We start from the raw sequence: 17,286 nt of genomic DNA, 5'->3' as shown, positions 1-17,286 counted from the left end.
GGCCGCGATGAGCGCAGGGGACGCGTCCGCGACCGGCTCGCCGCCGGCCGGCCGGGTGGTGTTCCGCCCGCGGGTGCTGCTGACCTTCGTGACGGTGGTCTCGGTGCTGTTCGTGGCCGCCTGCCTGGTCGGCTGGTTCGCCCTGGGCGACCTGCGCCAGCAGTTCACCCTGCTCCAGGTGGCCACCCTGGTGCTGTTCCTGGCCTGGACGGTCGGGATGATGCTGGCGCTGGCGCTCAGCGTCGTGGTGGTCGACGACCGCGGCGTGACCGTGCGCAACGGTCTGGTGCGCCGCCGCTACGGCTTCGACGAGGTCCGGGCGGTCCGCTACCGCGAGCACGACTCCTGGGCCTTCCTGGAGCTGCACCGCACCGACGAGGGGGGCGAGCACGTCCGGCGCCAGATGATGGCCATCCAGCGCGTGGACGGGCCGCGCTCGCGGGCCGACGCGCAGCGGCTGCGGGACCTGATCAGGGCCCGTCGCGGCTGACCTCGGTCAGCTCACTCGATGCCGCGCTTGCGGAGCAGCGCCTCGATCTCGGCCATGTCGTCGTCCTCGGCCGGCTGGCCCTTGGCCGCCGGCTGACCCGCAGCGGCCGGCTTCTGGGCGGTCGCGCTGGACCGACCACGCCCGGCCGGGGCCGCCGGAGCCCCGCCGGCGGCCACGGCCGGGGTGCTCCGACCAGCCACCGGGCGCTCGCCCGTACCGGAGCGCAGGTGGCTGCGGCGCACCAGCAGCGAGCCGACCACGAACAGCACCACGGCCAGCGCCAGCAGCGTGAACCCGGTCCAGACGGCGGGGGAGAAGACCACCCGCGAGGCCCAGGAGATCAGCGCCACCACCGCGTCCCACACCATCCGCAGCAGCCCCGTCAGGTACAGCGCGACCGGCAGCAGCGTCCAGGCCAGGCCCTGCAGGATCCGGCCGCGGGAGGCCCGCCGGCTCCGCCAGAACACCACGGTCAGCAGCAGCCCGACCAGGGACAGGGCGACGCAGAGGGGCAGCAGGGCGGTGTCGGCGTTCATGCACCCAGCGTCCCACGCCCGGACGCCTCCGGGCGGGCGCGCCGCCCCCGAACCGTCCCTGGTCGTGCCCCGCACCACCTGGGGGATCGCCCCGGTCGGCCTCCTCCCCGAGCCCCGGCGGTGCTGCCGGCCCGCAGCGTGGCGCGGTTTCGTCCCGGCGGGAGAAGCGCCTACGGTGGGGATCATGCCCGAGCTCTCGCGCACCCTGGCCGACCCGCTCCGCTCCTTCGCCGACGACACCGGGGAGGCCGACCCGGCGGTCCGCGAGGCGTTGCGACGCAGCGAGACCGAGGCGGGCGAGGACAGCTACCTGCAGGCCGTGGCCGCGCTGTGCGGCAGCCGGCTGCTGACGCCCGTGGTGGCCGTCGGCGAGCTGGCCGCCGACGGCGGCGACAAGAGCGCCGAGATGTCCACGGTGATGCTGCAGGACGCCTGCGGGGAGCGGGCGATGCTGGTCTTCACCGGGGTCGACGCCCTGCAGCGCTGGAACCCCACCGCCCGGCCCGTGCCCGCCACCCTCGACAAGGTCGCCGAGGCCACGCTGGCCGGCGGCGCCGTGGCGCTGCTGGTCGACCTCAACGGCCCGTACCCGCTGGTGCTGGAGGACCCGGTGCTGAGCGAGCTGGCCCGTGGCCGGCGCCTGGTGACGCTCGCCGACGGCGGCTTCGGCTGGCTGCAGGCGGCCCCGCGCGAGCGCGGCTGAGGCTCCCGCCGGCGCACGGCCCGGGCCCGCCCCGAGCACGGCGGAGGAATAACCGGACCGGAGGATGTGCTTTACCCGGTGCAGTCGAGTAGGCTGTGCCCCGACCGGTCCGGGTCTACCTCGGACCTGCAAGCGGAGGCCCGATCTCCCACCCGCCACGACCCCAGGGTCGTCGGGTCGGTCGCCAGCTCTCCTCGGTGCTCCGAGGAGTGTCCGGTGGTGCTCAGGGCTCCCGCGTGCGCGGGGGCCCTTTCGTCGTCCCCGGGCGAGCAGGCTCGACCGGTCGACGGCAGGACAACGGCCCAGATCATCCAGCACTGGAGGACACATCAGCACCGAACCACGCATCAACGACCGCATCCGCGTCCCTGAGGTCCGTCTCGTCGGCCCGGCGGGGGAGCAGGTGGGCGTCGTGCGCATCGACGACGCGCTGCGGCTGGCGCGTGAGTCCGAGCTCGACCTCGTCGAGGTGGCCCCGATGGCCCGCCCGCCGGTGGCCAAGCTCATGGACTACGGCAAGTTCAAGTACGAGAACGCCCAGAAGGCCCGCGAGAGCCGGCGCAACCAGTCGAACACGGTCATCAAGGAGATGAAGCTCCGGCCGAAGATCGACAGCCACGACTACGAGACCAAGAAGGGTCACGTGGTGCGCTTCCTCAAGGCCGGGGACAAGGTGAAGATCACCATCATGTTCCGGGGTCGTGAGCAGAGCCGTCCCGAGCTCGGCTTCAACCTGCTCAAGCAGCTGGCCGACGACGTCGAGGAGTTCGGCTACATCGAGTCCACGCCCAAGCAGGACGGGCGAAACATGCTGATGGTGCTGGGTCCGCACAAGAAGAAGACCGAAGCCCGGGGCGACGTGGCGGCCGACCGCGACGCCAAGGCGGCCGCGCGTGCCGCGGACGCCCAGCTGGAGGAGAGCGAGCGCGCCACCCAGCGCGCGACGCACCAGGCCCAGCCCAAGAAGCAGAAGAAGAAGGGCCCGGCCGACAACATGGATCCCGACATCGACCTCTGAGCGGTCCTCGACCGCCGACTGCGAGGTCGGAGCGCCCGCCGCGAGGCGGGCGCGACCCGGTGGCCAGCGCTCACCGGGACGCACACGAAGTACAGGAACGGAGCGGCTAGCCATGCCGAAGATGAAGACGCACTCCGGTGCCAAGAAGCGGTTCAAGCTGACGGGCTCGGGCAAGGTCATGCACCGCAAGGCGGGCAAGATGCACCTCAACGAGCACAAGCCGTCCACCCGGACCCGTCGCCTCGACGGCGACGCCGTGCTGTCCCCCGGCGACGCCGCCAAGGCCAAGAAGCTGCTGGGCAAGTGAGCCCGGGCCCTCGGGCCCTCCCACCCGGCCGCACCCGGCCACGAACCACCCTGCCCTGCGCACCAGGGCAGGCACCTGAAGGAGACACACCATGGCACGCGTCAAGCGTTCTGTGAACGCCCAGAAGAAGCGCCGCGAGGTCCTCGAGCAGGCCTCCGGCTACCGGGGCCAGCGCTCGCGGCTGTACCGCAAGGCCAAGGAGCAGGTCACCCACTCGCTGGTCTACGCCTACCGCGACCGTCGCGTCCGCAAGGGCGACTTCCGCAAGCTGTGGATCCAGCGGATCAACGCCGCCGCGCGTGCGCAGGGGATGACCTACAACCGCTTCATCTCCGGGCTGAGCACCGCCGGCGTCGAGGTGGACCGCAAGATGCTGGCCGAGCTGGCCGTCAGCGACCCCGCCGCCTTCACGGCGCTGGTCGAGGTCGCCCGCGCCAACCAGCCGGTCGACCAGGCCGCCTGAGCAGCGTGCCGGGTCCCACCGACCCGCGCGCCACCGACGAGCCGACCGTGCCCGACCGTCCCGACACCGCCACCGGTGCCGGTCCGGAGGGGCTGCGGTCGGCTCGTCGTCTGCTGCGCCGCCGTCAGCGCGAGGCCGAGGGCCGCTGGCTGGTCGAGGGGCCGCAGGCCGTCACCGAGGCGCTGGCTGTCCCCGGCCTGGTGCAGCGGGTCTTCCTCACCGCGGAGGCGGGCCGGCGCCAGCCCGCGCTGCCGGCCGCCGCCCGGGACGCCGGGGTGCCCGTCGTCGTGGTGGACGAGCCCACGCTGCGCACCCTCACCGAGACGGTCACCCCGCAGGGCGTCGTGGCCGTCACCGCCGCCGTCCAGGTCGACCTCGACCGCGCCCTCGGTCCGGCGCCGCGGCTGGTGGTGGTCTGCGCCCAGGTGCGCGACCCCGGCAACGCCGGCACCGTGATCCGCTGCGCCGACGCCTTCGGCGCCGACGCCGTGGTGCTCACCGACTCCTCGGTCGAGCTGGGCAACCCGAAGCTGCTGCGGGCCAGCGTCGGCAGCGTCTTCCACCTGCCCGTCGCCACCGGCGTCCCGCTGGCCGTCGCCGTGGAGGCCTGCCGCGCCCGCGGCCTGCAGGTGCTGGCCGCCGACGGGTCGGCCGCCGACCGGCTCGACGAGCTGCAGCGGGCCGGCGAGCTGGCCCGTCCCACCGCCTGGGTGATGGGGAACGAGGCCTGGGGGCTGCCGCCCGAGGACGCCGCCCTCGCCGACCGCTCGGTCGGCGTCCCGCTGTGGGGGAGCGCGGAGAGCCTCAACCTCGCCACCGCCGCCGCGGTCTGCCTCTACACCACCGCCGCCGCCCAGCGCGGCTGAGCGCGGCCGCGGGTCGCCGGCGGCCCCTGGACCGGTACGACAGCGTGCCGACACGTCCCTAGACTGACCGGCGCACCGACCACGACCGAGGAGAACAGTGCCAGCCGAGGACGCCAACCCCCTCGCCCCCGAGCGCGTGGCCCGCGCGGTCGAGGAGGCCTGCCAGGCCTTCGCCGACGCGCGCACGGCCGCGGAGCTGAAGGAGGCCCGGATCGCCCACACCGGTGACCGGTCGCCGCTGGCCCTGGCCAACCGCGCCATCGGCACGCTCCCCGGACCCGAGCGCAAGGACGCCGGGCAGCGGATCGGCCGCGCCCGGGCCCAGGTCGCCCAGGCGCTCTCGGCCCGCGAGCAGGAGGTCGTGGCCGCCGAGCTCGAGGCGCGGCTGGTCGCCGAGACCGTCGACGTCACCGTCCCGGTGGCCTCGGCCCCGGTCGGCGCCGTGCACCCGATCACCGCGCTGATGGACCAGATGTGCGACGTCTTCGTCGGCATGGGCTGGGAGGTCGCCGAGGGCCCCGAGCTGGAGGCGGAGTGGCTGAACTTCGACGCCCTCAACCTCGGCCCCGACCACCCGGCCCGCTCGACCGCCGACACCCTCTTCGTCGATCCGGTCGACCACCAGACCGTGATGCGGACCCACACCTCCCCGGTGCAGGCCCGCACCCTGCTGACCCGTCGGCCGCCGGTCTACGTCGTCTGCCCCGGCAAGGTGTACCGCGCCGACGAGTTCGACCCCACCCACCTGCCGGTCTTCCACCAGATCGAGGGCCTGGTGGTCGACAAGGGCATCACCATGGCCCACCTGCGCGGCGTCCTCGACCACTTCGCGCGCGCCATGTTCGGCGACATCCGCACCCGGATGCGCCCCAACTACTTCCCCTTCACCGAGCCGTCGGCGGAGGTGGACCTGGAGTGCTTCGTCTGCCACGGCGAGTCCGTCGGCAACCCCGACCGTCCCTGCCGGACCTGCTCCTCCGAGGGCTGGATCGAGTGGGGCGGCTGCGGCGTGGTGAACCCGCGGGTGCTGGTGGCCTGCGGGGTGGACCCGGAGGTGTACAGCGGTTTCGCCTTCGGCATGGGGATCGACCGGACGCTGATGTCGCGCAACAACGCGGCCGACCTGAGGGACATGGTGGAGGGTGACGTGCGGTTCAGCCGCTCGCTGGTGGGGATGGCCCGATGAGGGCGCCGATGGGGTGGCTGCGCGAGTACGCCGCGCTGCCCGAGGAGCTGGACGCGCGTGAGCTCGCCGAGCGGCTGATCGGCTACGGCCTCGAGGTCGAGACGGTCGAGGACGCCGGCGGGGACGTGACCGGCCCGGTGGTCGTGGGCCGGGTCCTCAGCCAGCAGCCCGAGCCGCAGAAGAACGGCAAGACCATCAACTGGTGCACCGTCGACGTCGGCGCCCACAACCCCGAGGGCGAGCCGGGCCGCGGCATCGTCTGCGGGGCGCACAACTTCGGCGTCGGCGACCTCGTGGTGGTGGCCCTGCCGGGCGCGGTGCTGCCCGGCGACTTCGCCATCGCCGCGCGCAAGACCTACGGCCACGTGTCGGACGGGATGATCTGCTCCTCCACCGAGCTCGGGCTCGGCGGCGACGGCTCGGGCATCATCGTGCTCCCCGGCGCCGACGACGAGGGCCGCCCGCTGGAACCGGGCCAGGACGCGGCCACGGTGCTGCACCTGCGCGACCAGGTGCTCGACATCGCCGTCACCCCCAACCTGGGGCACTGCTTCTCCATCCGCGGGCTGGCCCGCGAGGCCGCGGACGCCTACGGCGTGCCGCTGCGCGACCCGGTCGACCGCCCCCTGCCGGTCGAGGTCGCCGAGGGCTACCCGGTGCGGGTCGAGAGCCCCGCCTGCAGCACCTTCGTCGCGCTGACGGTCAGCGGGCTGGACCCGACGCGGCCCACCCCGCGGTGGATGCAGCGACGGCTGCAGCTGGCCGGGATGCGGCCCATCTCCCTCGGGGTGGACGTCACCAACTACGTCATGCTGGCCACCGGCCAGCCGCTGCACGGCTACGACCTGCGCCGGCTCCGCGGCCCGCTGGTCGCGCGCCAGGCGCGGGTGGGGGAGACGCTCACCACGCTGGACGGCACCACCCGCACCCTGGACCCGGCCGACCTGGTGATCGCCGACGACTCCGGCCCGATCGGCCTGGCCGGCGTGATGGGCGGGCAGAGCACCGAGCTGGCCGACGACACCGGCACCGTGGTGCTCGAGGCCGCCCACTTCGACCCGGTCACCGTCGCCCGCACCTCCCGGCGGCACAAGCTCTCGAGCGAGGCCTCGCGGCGCTTCGAGCGCTGGGTCGACCCGCAGGCCGGCTACGCCGCCGCCCGGCTGGCCGCGCGGCTGCTGGTCGAGCTGGGCGGCGGCCGGCTGGAGCAGTCCGAGACCGTGGTGGGCCGCCCCGAGCGCCCCGCGCAGCAGCGGGTGCCGGTGGACCTGCCCAGCCGCGTGCTGGGCGTGCCCGTGCCGCCCGAGCAGGTGGTGGCCCACATCGCCGCCGGCGGCACCGAGGTCACCCTCGAGGGCGGGGAGCTGGTGCTCACCCCGCCGAGCTGGCGCTCGGACCTGCGCGACCCCTACGACTGGGTGGAGGAGGTCGGCCGCAAGGTCGGGCTCAACACCATCACCCCGGTGCTCCCCGTCGCGCCGCCCGGACGGGGGCTGACCTTCAGCCAGCGGGCCCGGCGCGCGGTCAACGCCGCCCTGGCCGCCACCGGCCACGTCGAGGTCCTCAGCTTCCCCTTCGCCAGCGCCCAGGACCTGGACCGGATGGGTGTGCCGGCCGACGACGGGCGGCGCCGGCTGGTCCGGCTGGCCAACCCGCTGGCCGACACCTCGCCCTACCTGCGCACCACGCTGCTGCCGGCCCTGCTCGCCGCGGTCGCCCGCAACAGCAGCCGCGGCACCCCCGACCTCGCCGTGCACGAGATCGGGCTGGTCTTCCTGGCCCGCCCCGACAGCGGGGTGGCGCCCCGCCCGGAGGTCAGCCGACGTCCCAGCGACCTCGAGATCGCCGCGCTCGACGCCGCCCTGCCCGACCAGCCCCGCCACCTGGCCGTCGTCCTCAGCGGCGACTGGCTGCCGGCCGGGCCGGGCCGTGCGGCGGTGCCCGCCTCCTGGCAGCACGCCCTCGACGCCGCCGACACCGCCGCCCGCCAGGTCGGCGTGACGCTGACCCGCCGCGCCGCCCGGCACGCCCCCTGGCACCCCGGCCGCTGCGCCGCGCTGCTGGTGGGGGAGGAGGTCGTCGGCCACGCTGGCGAGCTGCACCCCGGCGTCTGCGAGGAGTTCGGCGTCCCGGCGCGCACCAGCGCGATGGAGCTGGACCTGGACCGGCTGGTCGAGCTGGCTCCGCGCGGTGGCACGGTGGCGCCGCTGTCCACGTTCCCCGTCGCCAAGGTGGACATCGCGGTGGTGGTCGAGGAGTCCGTCCCGCAGGCCGAGGTGGAGGCCGCGCTGCGCGAGGGCGGCGGGGAGCTGGTCGAGTCGATCCGGCTCTTCGACGTCTACCGCTCCGAGGCGCTGGGCGCGGGCCGCAGGTCGCTGGCGTACGCGCTGCTGCTGCGTGCTCCGGACCGGACGCTGACCGACGCCGAGGCGCTGGCCGTCCGTGACGCCGCCGTGGCCGAGGCCGCCCGGCGCACGGGGGCGGAGCTGCGCAGCTGAGCCGGCCCGGCCCGCCGACCGGGATCGCGTGGCATAAATATTCCGTCTGTGTAATAGTTATGCCATGACATCCGTGGCAGTGGCCGGGTGCACCGGGTACGCCGGAGGAGAGCTCCTCCGGCTGCTGGTCCAGCACCCCCAGACCGAGATCGGCGCGCTCACGGCGGGGTCCAGCGCCGGGCGACGCCTCGGCGAGCTGCAGCCGCACCTCACGCCGCTGGCGGACCGGGTGGTCGAGGAGACCACGGTGGAGACCCTGTCCGGGCACGACGTCGTCTTCCTGGCCCTGCCGCACGGCACGTCGGCCGCCATCGCCCGTGAGCTCGGCGACGACGTCGTGGTCATCGACTGCGGTGCCGACTTCCGGCTCACCGACGCCGCCGCCTGGCAGCGCTTCTACGGCACCGAGCACGCCGGCAGCTGGCCCTACGGGCTGCCCGAGCTGCCCGGTCAGCGCGAGCAGGTGGCCGGGGCCACCCGCATCGCGGTCCCCGGCTGCTACCCGACCACCGCGACCCTCGCGCTGGCCCCCGCGGTCAGCAGCGGCCTGGTCGACGGCCACGACGTGGTGGTGGTGGCCGCCAGCGGGCCCTCCGGTGCCGGCAAGTCGCTCAAGCCGCACCTGCTGGGTGCGGAGCTGATGGGCTCGGCCAGCGCCTACGGCGTGGGCGGGGTGCACCGCCACGTCCCCGAGATCTGCCAGAACCTGGCCCTGCTGGGGGCCCAGGACCCCACCGTCTCCTTCACCCCGGTGCTGGTGCCGATGTCGCGCGGCATCCTGGCCACCTGCACCGCCCCGCTCGCCGACCCCACCACCAGCACCGAGACCGCCCGCGGCGTCTACGCCGAGGCGCTGGCCGAGGAGCCCTTCGTCACCCTGCTGCCGGAGGGGCAGTGGCCCCAGACGCAGTCCGTGCTCGGCAGCAACACCGTCCACCTGCAGGTCGCCGTGGACGCCGCCGCCGGCCGGCTGGTCGCCGTGGCCGCGCTGGACAACCTCACCAAGGGGACCGCGGGAGGAGCCGTGCAGTGCATGAACCTCGCCCTCGGGCTGCCCGAGACCCTCGGTCTGCCGCTGGTGGGGGTGGCCCCGTGACCGGGCAGCCGACCACCGCCACGGGTGGCACCGGCGTCACCGCCGCAGCCGGGTTCACCGCCACCGGCGTCACCGCCGGTCTCAAGCCCAGCGGGGCGCCGGACCTGGCCCTGGTGCAGAACCTGGGCCCCGACCACGCCGCCGCGGCCGTCTTCACCACGAACCGGATCCAGGCCGCCCCCGTCACCTGGAGCCGTGGGGCGGTCGCCGACTGCCGGCTGCGGGCCGTCGTGCTCAACTCCGGCGGCGCGAACGCCTGCACCGGGGCCCCCGGCCTGCAGGACGCCACCACCATGGCCGCCCGGACCGCCGACGCCCTCGGGCTGGAGGCCGGGGACGTGGCGGTGTGCTCCACCGGCCTGATCGGCACCCGGCTGCCGATGGACCTGGTGACCGACGGCATCGACCGGGCCGCCGCGCAGCTGGGTGCCGACGGCGGCGCGGCCGCCGCGCGCGCCATCATGACCACCGACACCCGGCCCAAGGAGGCCGCCCGCACGGCCACGGGTGCCGCCGGCAGCTGGACGGTGGGCGGCATGGCCAAGGGGGCGGGCATGCTCGCCCCCGGGCTGGCCACCATGCTGGTCGTGCTGACCACCGACGCCCGGGTCGAGCCCGAGGTGCTGCGGGGCTGCCTGCGCGAGGCCTGCCGGCTCACCTTCGACCGGGCCGACAGCGACGGCTGCATGTCGACCAACGACACCGTGCTGCTGCTGGCCAGCGGCGCCAGCGGGGTCGAGGTCGGCGCCGAGGAGCTGCAGGCCCCGCTGACCGAGGTCTGCGCGGACCTGGCCGCCCAGCTGATCGACGACGCCGAGGGCGCGGCCCACACCATCGCCGTCACCGTGGCGGGCGCGGCCACCGAGGACGACGCGGTCGAGGTGGCCCGGGCGGTGGCCCGCAGCAACCTCTTCAAGTGCGCGGTGTACGGCCGCGACCCCAACTGGGGCCGGGTGCTCGCCGCCGTCGGCACCACCCGCGCCGCCTTCGAGCCCGACCAGGTCGACGTCACCTTCAACGGGGTGACGGTCTGCCGCGGCGGCGGCATCGGCGACGACCGCTCCGGCGTCGACCTCAGCGGGCGGCAGGTCACCCTGCTGGTCGAGCTGGGGGCGGGCACCGCCTCCGCGACCGTCTGGACCAACGACCTGACCCACGACTACGTCACCGAGAACTCGGAGTACTCCACATGAGCGACACCGCCACGCCGCCGGTCATCCGGGAGCCGGGCTACAAGGAGGAGTGGGTGCGCAAGGCCTCCATCCTCACCGAGGCGCTGCCGTGGCTGGAGACCTACGCCGGCAAGACGGTCGTCATCAAGTACGGCGGCAACGCCATGATCGACGACGAGCTCAAGGCCGCCTTCGCCTCCGACATCGTGTTCATGAAGCGCTGCGGGGTGCACCCGGTGGTCGTGCACGGGGGCGGGCCGCAGATCTCGTCCATGCTGGAGCGGCTCAGCATCCCCTCGGAGTTCCGCGGCGGCTTCCGGGTCACCTCGCCCGAGGCCATGGAGATCATCCGGATGGTGCTCGTCGGCCAGGTCGGGCGCGAGCTCGTCGGGCTGATCAACTCCCACTCGCCGCTGGCCGTGGGCATGTCGGGTGAGGACGGCGGGCTGTTCACCGCCGAGCGCCGCACCGTGCAGGTGGACGGCGAGGAGGTCGACCTCGGCCTGGTCGGCGACGTGGTGGACGTGCGCACCGAGGCGATCAACGGCCTGATCGAGGCCGGCCGCATCCCCGTGGTGGCCAGCATCGCCCCCGACGCCGACGGGGTGGTGCACAACGTCAACGCCGACACCGCCGCCGCGGCGCTCGCGGTCGGGCTGCAGGCCGAGCGGCTGGTGGTGCTCACCGACGTCGAGGGCCTCTACCGCGACTGGCCCAGCAGCACCGAGGTGATCAAGGAGCTCTCCGCCAGCACCCTGCGCGAGATGCTGCCCACCCTGTCCTCCGGCATGGTGCCCAAGATGGAGGCCTGCCTGCGCGCCGTCGACGGCGGTCTCACCCGGGCCACCGTCACCGACGGCCGGGTGCCCCACGCGCTGCTGCTGGAGATCTTCACCAACGCCGGGATCGGCACCATGGTCACCCAGGACGGCATGGTCCGCCACGGCAGCCGGGTCTTCTCCGCCGACACCGGCATCCCCGAGCACGAGCTCTACAACGGAGGTCAGCCGTGAACCCCGCACCCGCTCCCACCGCGCCGGCCGACGCCGCCGCGCTCGCCCCCGCGCTGGCCGGCGGGGCCAGCACCGCCGGCGTCCTCGAGGGGTACTCCCGCTCGATGATCGGCGTCTTCGGCACGCCGCAGCGGGTGTTCGTCCGCGGCGAGGGGGTCTTCGTCTGGGACGCCGAGGGCCGCAAGCACCTCGACCTGCTGTCCGGGCTGGCGGTCAACGCCCTCGGCCACGCCCACCCGTTCGTGCTGTCGGCCATCACCAGCCAGCTCTCGACCCTGGGCCACGTGTCGAACTTCTTCGCCACCCCGGCCCAGGTGGCGCTGGCCGAGCGGCTCACCGCCCTGGTGGCCGAGCCGGACGTCCCGGCCAAGGTGTTCTTCACCAACTCCGGCACCGAGGCCAACGAGGCCGCGCTGAAGATCACCCGGCGCACCGGCCGCACCACCGTGGTGGCCTGCGAGGGGGCCTTCCACGGCCGCACCATGGGCGCGCTCTCGCTGACCCACAAGGCCTCCTACCGCGAGCCCTTCGAGCCGCTGCCCGGCGACGTCCGCTTCGTCCCCTACGGCGACGCCGAGGCGCTCGCCGCGGCGGTCGACGAGACCGTGGCGGCGGTGGTGCTCGAGCCGATCCAGGGCGAGAACGGCGTGGTGACCCCGCCGGAGGACTACCTGCTGCGGGCCCGCGAGATCACCTCCGCGGCCGGGGCGCTGCTGTGGCTGGACGAGGTGCAGACGGGGATGGGGCGCACCGGCGCCTGGCTGACCCACCGCGACGGCCCCCACCCCGTCACCGCCGACCTGGTCACCGTGGCCAAGGGCCTCGGCAACGGCTTCCCGGTGGGGGCCTGCCTGGCCACCGGCCGCGCCGCCGACCTGCTCGGTCCGGGCGACCACGGCACGACCTTCGGCGGCAACCCCGTGGCCGCCATCGCCGGGCTGGCCGTCATCTCCGTCATCGAGCGCGACGGGCTGCTGGCCAACGCCCGCGCCCGCGGCGAGCAGCTGGCCGAGGGGGTGCAGGCGCTGCAGCACCCGCTGGTGGCCGGCGTCACCGGACGCGGCCTGCTCCGCGGCATCCGGCTGACCGAGCCGGTCGCCGCCCAGGTGGTGGCCCGCGCCCTGGACGCCGGGTTCGTCCTCAACGCCCCCCGCCCGGACGTGCTGCGCCTCGCGCCCCCGCTCATCATCACCGCCGAGCAGGTGCAGCTGTTCCTCGACGCCCTGCCCGGCCTGCTCGCCGCCGACGGGGAGGCGTCGTGACCCCGCCGCTGCGTCACCTGCTCGCCGACGACGACCTCACCGCGGCCGAGCAGGCCCGGGTGCTCGACCTGGCCGCCCGGCTCAAGCGCGACCCCTACGCCGTCGACGTGCTGCGCGGTCCCCGCAGCGTCGCCCTGGTCTTCGACAAGCCGACGCTGCGCACCCAGGCCAGCTTCATGGCCGGCGTCGTCGAGCTGCAGGGTGCGCCCATGGTGGTGGACGGCCGGCTGGCCGGGATCGGCGTGCGGGAGTCGGTGCCCGACGTGGCGCGGGTGCTGGGACGCCAGGTGTCGCAGATCGTCTGGCGCACCTTCGCCCAGAGCGACCTGGCCTGCATGGCCGAGCACGCCGGCGTCCCGGTGGTCAACGCCCTCACCGACGACTTCCACCCCTGCCAGCTGCTGGCCGACCTGCTCACCGTGCGCGAGCACAAGGGCCGGCTGGCCGGCCTGCGCATCGCCTACATCGGCGACGGCAGCAACAACATGGCCCACTCCACGCTGCTGGCCGGGGCGCTGGCGGGGATGCACGTGCAGGTCATCACCCCCGACGGCTACCGGCCCGACCCGGGCGTGGTGCGCCGGGCCGAACGGGCCGCGGCCTCGACGGGAGGCGGCGTCGAGGTCGTCGCCGACCCCGAGGCGCTCGCCGGCGCCGACGTGCTCGTCACCGACACCTGGGTCTCGATGGGCTCCGAGGACGAGGCGGCGGTCCGCGAGGCCGCCTTCTCCGGCTACCGGCTGACCACGGCGCTCGCCGACACCGCACCGGAGGCGGTCGTGCTGCACTGCCTGCCGGCCTACCGGGGCAAGGAGATCGACGCCGAGGTGCTCGACGGCCCCCGCTCGGTGGTGTGGGACCAGGCGGAGAACCGCCGCCACGCCCAGAAGGCGGTGCTGGCGCTGCTCGCCGTGCGGTTCGGCGAGCTGCCGGGGGAGCACGGGTGAGCGGCGGCCGCGTGCCGCCGACCCGGGCGGCCCGCCACGCCCGCATCGCCGAGCTGATCGGCCGCCACGAGATCTCCTCCCAGGCCCAGCTCGCCGACCTGCTGCTCGCCGAGGGCATCCCGGTCAGCCAGGGGACGCTGTCGAAGGACCTCCTCGAGGTCGGCGCGGTCCGCGTCCGCGGCCGGGACGGGCTGGTCTACCGGGTCCCCGACGAGGGCGCCGACCGCTCCATCCGGACGGGGGAGTCCGAGGCCTCCGCGGCGCGGCTCGCCCGGCTCTGCTCGGAGGTGCTGATCTCCGCGGACGCGTCGGCCAACCTCGCGGTGCTGCGCACCCCGCCCGGTGCGGCCCAGTACCTGGCCTCGGCCATCGACCACGCGAGCTGGCAGCAGATCCTGGGCACCATCGCCGGTGACGACACCGTGCTGGTGATCAGCCGGGACCCGGCCGGCGGCGCCGTCCTGGCCGAGCAGCTGCTCGAGCTCAGCCAGCGCGAGCACCACCGCTGACCCCCGGCCGTCCGCTGGCCTACCCTCGCCCTGGACCGCACCACCCGAACAGGAAGTGACCGATGACCGCACGCCTCCCCGCCCGCCCCCGAACCGCGAGCCCGCGGTGAGCGCTCCGGAGTCCGGGTCCGGGGTGTCGGCCGGCCGGCTGTGGGGCGGACGCTTCGCCGGTGGCCCCGCGGAGGCGATGGCCGAGCTGTCCCGCTCGACCTCCTTCGACTGGCGGCTGGCCCCCCACGACCTCGACGGCTCGGTGGCGCACGCCAACGCCCTGCTCCGGGTGGGTCTGCTCACCCCGGCGGAGCACGAGCAGATGGTGGCCGAGCTGCAGCGGATGCGGGCCGAGGTGCTGGCCGGCACGCTGGGCCCCGACCCCGACGACGAGGACGTGCACGGCGCCCTCGAGCGGATCCTGATCGAGCGGCTGGGCGCCGACCTCGGAGGACGGCTGCGGGCCGGCCGGTCGCGCAACGACCAGATCGCCACCCTGATCCGCCGCTACCTGCGCAGCGAGCTCCGCGTCGTGCTCGGCTCGCTGCTGGAGGTGGTGGAGGCGCTGGCCGACCAGGCCGCCGCCCACCCGGAGGCGGTGATGCCCGGACGCACCCACCTGCAGCACGCCCAGCCGGTGCTGCTCGCCCACCACCTGCTGGCCCACGCCTGGCCGCTGCTGCGGGACGGGCGGCGCGTGGTCGACCTCGACGCGCGGCTGGCCGTCAGCCCCTACGGCTCCAGCGCCCTGGCGGGCAGCTCGCTGGGCCTGGACCCGGAGGCCGTCGCCGCCGACCTGGGCTTCAGCGGCAGCGTCGCGAACTCCATCGACGGCACCGCCGCCCGTGACCTGGTGGCCGAGGCGGCCTTCGTGCTGGCCCAGGTCGGGGTCGACCTGTCGCGGCTGAGCGAGGACGTCATCTTGTGGTGCACCGCCGAGTTCGGCTTCGCCACCCTCGCCGACGCCTGGTCCACCGGGTCCAGCATCATGCCGCAGAAGAAGAACCCCGACGTGGCCGAGCTGGCCCGGGGCAAGGCGGGCCGGCTGATCGGCAACCTGACGGGCTTGCTGGCCACCCTCAAGGGGCTCCCGCTGGCCTACAACCGGGACCTGCAGGAGGACAAGGAGCCGGTCTTCGACTCCCTCGACCAGCTGCGGGTGCTCGTCCCCGCGGTGGCGGGCATGGTGGCCACGCTGACCTTCCATCCCGGGCGGATGGCCGCGCTGGCCCCGCAGGGGTTCTCGCTGGCCACCGACGTCGCCGACTGGCTGGTGCGCCGCCGCGTGCCCTTCGCCGAGGCGCACGAGATCGCCGGCGCCTGCGTCCGCCGCTGCGAGGCCCTCGGGATCGGGCTGGACCAGCTGAGCGCGGCGGACCTGGCGGAGGTCTCGGAGCACCTGAGCCCCGAGATGCTGCCCGAGCTGACCGTCGAGGCCTCGGTGCGCGCCCGCGACCAGCGGGGCGGGACGGCCCCGCAGCGGGTGGCCGAGCAGCTCGCCGAGGTGCGGGCCGAGGCCGCCGCCCTGGCCGCCTGGTCGTCGGCCGGACCGGCCGGTCCCCGCGGGTAGGGTGCTGCGGGTGAGCAACGTCCTCGATGAGCTGATGTGGCGCGGGCTGGTGGCGCAGAGCACCGACGAGGAGGCGCTTCGCGCCCACCTCGACGAGGGCCCGGTCACCTTCTACGTGGGCTTCGACCCCACCGCGCCGAGCATCCACATGGGCAACCTGGTCCAGCTCGTGGTGGCCCGCCACCTGCAGCGGGCCGGGCACCACCCGCTGATCCTGGTCGGCGGCTCGACCGGGCTGATCGGCGACCCGAAGCAGACCGCCGAGCGGACCCTCAACGAGCCCGAGGTGGTGGCCGGCTGGGTCGAGCGCATCCAGGCCCAGGTCGGCCGGTTCCTGCGGCTGGACGGCGAGGGCGGCGCCCGGCTGGTCAACAACCTCGACTGGACCGCCTCGCTGTCGACCCTGGAGTTCCTCCGCGACGTGGGCAAGCACTTCCCGGTGAACCGGATGCTGGCCCGCGACGTGGTCCGCAACCGGCTGGAGTCGGGGATCTCCTACACCGAGTTCTCCTACGTGCTGCTGCAGTCCCTGGACTACCGCGAGCTCTTCCGCCGCCACGGCTGCACCCTGCAGTACGGGGGCAGTGACCAGTGGGGCAACATCACCGCCGGGGTCGAGCTGATCCGGCGCTCCGAGGGGGCCCGCGTGCACGCGCTGGCCACCCCGCTGCTCACCAAGGCCGACGGGACCAAGTTCGGCAAGACCGAGTCCGGGACAGTCTGGCTGGACCCGGAGATGACCTCGCCGTACGCCTTCCACCAGTTCTTCCTCAACGCCGAGGACGCCAAGGTGGTGGAGTACCTCAAGGTCTTCAGCGACCGGTCCCGTCAGGAGATCGACGAGCTGGCCCGGCTCACCGAGGCCGAGCCGCACCGGCGCGCGGCCCAGAAGGCGCTGGCCGACGACGTCACCGACCTGGTGCACGGCACCGGCGCCCGGGAGGAGGCGGTCGCCGCCGCCGGCGCTCTGTTCGGACGCACCGAGCTCGACGACCTCAGCCAGGACGCGCTGGCCGCGGCGGTCCAGGAGGTGGGGGCGGTCCCGGTCGGGCCCGAGCTGCCGGGCGTGGCCGAGGCGATGGAGCTCGCCGGGATCGTGCCCAGCCGGTCCGCCGCCCGGCGCGCCATCAGCGAGGGCGGCGCCTACGTCAACAACCGCAAGGTCACCGACCCCGAGGCCCGGCTGGGCGAGCAGGACCTGCTGCACGGTCGCTGGGTCGTGCTCCGGCGGGGTCGTCGCACCGTCGGCGCCCTGTCCAGGACGCTCTGACGACGCTGTCCAGGACGCTCTGACGGACCCGCCCCAGGACGCTGTGAACCGACGCGTCCAGGGCTCCCGCAACCGGCCCCGGAGGCGCGTGACGCAGGCCACAACCGCCCGGCTTGCGTGCCCGCCGGGGCCGGTCTAATGTTCTCCGAGTCGCCGGAGAGCGGGGGACACCAGGAAGGGCCGGAAGGCCCCAGCGGGGTCCAGCTCGAGGCGGCCGTCCTGCTGCTGATCGGCTCTCGATCGGGTGCGCGTCCTGGTTCGGACCCACCGACGAACGAGGCCTAGGTGGCGGGGAGGATCTCCGGGTCCCGGGTTTGCATCCGGGACGAGGAGGGCCTAGTATGGCTGAGCCGCTGGAGATCGGGGCGGGGCTCGGGAGAGCTTCTTCC

Annotated in this window: 17 protein-coding genes; 16 read left to right on the top strand and 1 reads right to left on the bottom strand. The window is 74.6% G+C overall.

Annotation, left to right across the window (positions count from 1 at the left end; genetic code table 11):
- Positions 1-7: 7 nt before the first annotated feature.
- A complete protein-coding gene (locus GC722_RS13600; protein ID WP_156611105.1) occupies positions 8-490 on the top strand; it encodes a PH domain-containing protein in 483 nt (160 codons plus the stop codon).
- 11 nt (positions 491-501) lie between these two features.
- Here GC722_RS13600 and GC722_RS13595 read toward each other — a convergent pair whose 3' ends face one another.
- A complete protein-coding gene (locus GC722_RS13595; RefSeq protein ID WP_156611103.1) occupies positions 502-1,026 on the bottom strand; it encodes a hypothetical protein in 525 nt (174 codons plus the stop codon).
- A 184-nt stretch (positions 1,027-1,210) separates the two neighbouring features.
- Between GC722_RS13595 and GC722_RS13590 the strand changes: the two genes are divergently transcribed.
- From GC722_RS13590 to tyrS, 15 genes are all read left to right on the top strand, one after another.
- Positions 1,211-1,729 (top strand): SseB family protein, encoded by a 519-nt coding sequence (locus GC722_RS13590; RefSeq protein ID WP_197430163.1) that lies wholly within the window; start codon positions 1,211-1,213, stop codon positions 1,727-1,729.
- Between the two features lie 328 nt (positions 1,730-2,057).
- On the top strand, positions 2,058-2,747 hold the full coding sequence (infC, locus tag GC722_RS13585) for a translation initiation factor IF-3 (protein WP_331715021.1): 690 nt from the start codon (positions 2,058-2,060) through the stop codon (positions 2,745-2,747).
- A gap of 112 nt (positions 2,748-2,859) precedes the next feature.
- Positions 2,860-3,054 (top strand): 50S ribosomal protein L35, encoded by a 195-nt coding sequence (rpmI, locus tag GC722_RS13580; RefSeq protein WP_156611097.1) that lies wholly within the window; start codon positions 2,860-2,862, stop codon positions 3,052-3,054.
- A gap of 91 nt (positions 3,055-3,145) precedes the next feature.
- Positions 3,146-3,517: a 50S ribosomal protein L20 gene (rplT, locus tag GC722_RS13575; RefSeq protein WP_156611095.1), complete on the top strand. Its 372-nt coding sequence runs from the start codon at positions 3,146-3,148 to the stop codon at positions 3,515-3,517.
- A 47-nt stretch (positions 3,518-3,564) separates the two neighbouring features.
- On the top strand, positions 3,565-4,383 hold the full coding sequence (locus GC722_RS13570; RefSeq protein ID WP_331715020.1) for a TrmH family RNA methyltransferase: 819 nt from the start codon (positions 3,565-3,567) through the stop codon (positions 4,381-4,383).
- A 97-nt stretch (positions 4,384-4,480) separates the two neighbouring features.
- Positions 4,481-5,569 carry a phenylalanine--tRNA ligase subunit alpha gene (gene pheS, locus GC722_RS13565; RefSeq protein ID WP_331714826.1) on the top strand — a complete coding sequence of 363 codons (1,089 nt, stop codon included), beginning with the start codon at positions 4,481-4,483 and terminating at the stop codon, positions 5,567-5,569.
- Positions 5,566-8,067, top strand: coding sequence for a phenylalanine--tRNA ligase subunit beta (gene pheT, locus GC722_RS13560; RefSeq protein WP_156611093.1), 2,502 nt, complete (start codon positions 5,566-5,568; stop codon positions 8,065-8,067). Before pheS ends, pheT begins: the two co-directional genes overlap by 4 nt.
- Positions 8,068-8,131: 64 nt before the next feature.
- Positions 8,132-9,163, top strand: coding sequence for an N-acetyl-gamma-glutamyl-phosphate reductase (gene argC / locus GC722_RS13555; protein ID WP_156611091.1), 1,032 nt, complete (start codon positions 8,132-8,134; stop codon positions 9,161-9,163).
- Positions 9,160-10,356 (top strand): bifunctional glutamate N-acetyltransferase/amino-acid acetyltransferase ArgJ, encoded by a 1,197-nt coding sequence (argJ, locus tag GC722_RS13550; protein WP_331714825.1) that lies wholly within the window; start codon positions 9,160-9,162, stop codon positions 10,354-10,356. The genes argC and argJ overlap by 4 nt, the downstream gene beginning before the upstream one ends.
- Positions 10,353-11,348, top strand: coding sequence for an acetylglutamate kinase (gene argB, locus GC722_RS13545; protein WP_156611090.1), 996 nt, complete (start codon positions 10,353-10,355; stop codon positions 11,346-11,348). Before argJ ends, argB begins: the two co-directional genes overlap by 4 nt.
- A complete protein-coding gene (locus GC722_RS13540; protein WP_408609317.1) occupies positions 11,345-12,610 on the top strand; it encodes an acetylornithine transaminase in 1,266 nt (421 codons plus the stop codon). Before argB ends, GC722_RS13540 begins: the two co-directional genes overlap by 4 nt.
- On the top strand, positions 12,607-13,557 hold the full coding sequence (gene argF / locus GC722_RS13535; RefSeq protein ID WP_331714824.1) for an ornithine carbamoyltransferase: 951 nt from the start codon (positions 12,607-12,609) through the stop codon (positions 13,555-13,557). The genes GC722_RS13540 and argF overlap by 4 nt, the downstream gene beginning before the upstream one ends.
- Entirely contained in the window at positions 13,554-14,066 is a 513-nt protein-coding gene (locus tag GC722_RS13530) for an arginine repressor (RefSeq protein WP_331714823.1), read from the top strand. Before argF ends, GC722_RS13530 begins: the two co-directional genes overlap by 4 nt.
- Before the next feature lie 187 nt (positions 14,067-14,253).
- Positions 14,254-15,627: an argininosuccinate lyase gene (argH, locus tag GC722_RS13525; RefSeq protein ID WP_156611981.1), complete on the top strand. Its 1,374-nt coding sequence runs from the start codon at positions 14,254-14,256 to the stop codon at positions 15,625-15,627.
- A gap of 10 nt (positions 15,628-15,637) precedes the next feature.
- Positions 15,638-16,897 (top strand): tyrosine--tRNA ligase, encoded by a 1,260-nt coding sequence (gene tyrS / locus GC722_RS13520; protein WP_331714821.1) that lies wholly within the window; start codon positions 15,638-15,640, stop codon positions 16,895-16,897.
- Positions 16,898-17,286: the final 389 nt, after the last annotated feature.

Origin of the sequence: Auraticoccus cholistanensis, from assembly GCF_009742705.1 — a bacterium.
In the GTDB taxonomy this organism is placed as follows: domain Bacteria; phylum Actinomycetota; class Actinomycetes; order Propionibacteriales; family Propionibacteriaceae; genus Auraticoccus; species Auraticoccus cholistanensis.
The sequence above is the reverse complement of the archived record's forward strand: the minus strand, read 5'-3'. Positions and strand labels throughout refer to the sequence as shown.

Coding starts and splice junctions, on each gene's coding strand:
- rpmI (WP_156611097.1), top strand. CDS start 2,860: ATGCCGAAGATGAAGACGCACTCCGGTGCCAAGAAGCGGTTCAAGCTG.
- argH (WP_156611981.1), top strand. CDS start 14,254: ATGGCCGAGCTGTCCCGCTCGACCTCCTTCGACTGGCGGCTGGCCCCC.
- argB (WP_156611090.1), top strand. CDS start 10,353: ATGAGCGACACCGCCACGCCGCCGGTCATCCGGGAGCCGGGCTACAAG.
- GC722_RS13590 (WP_197430163.1), top strand. CDS start 1,211: ATGCCCGAGCTCTCGCGCACCCTGGCCGACCCGCTCCGCTCCTTCGCC.
- rplT (WP_156611095.1), top strand. CDS start 3,146: ATGGCACGCGTCAAGCGTTCTGTGAACGCCCAGAAGAAGCGCCGCGAG.
- GC722_RS13595 (WP_156611103.1), bottom strand. CDS start 1,026: ATGAACGCCGACACCGCCCTGCTGCCCCTCTGCGTCGCCCTGTCCCTG.
- argC (WP_156611091.1), top strand. CDS start 8,132: ATGACATCCGTGGCAGTGGCCGGGTGCACCGGGTACGCCGGAGGAGAG.
- GC722_RS13600 (WP_156611105.1), top strand. CDS start 8: ATGAGCGCAGGGGACGCGTCCGCGACCGGCTCGCCGCCGGCCGGCCGG.
- pheT (WP_156611093.1), top strand. CDS start 5,566: ATGAGGGCGCCGATGGGGTGGCTGCGCGAGTACGCCGCGCTGCCCGAG.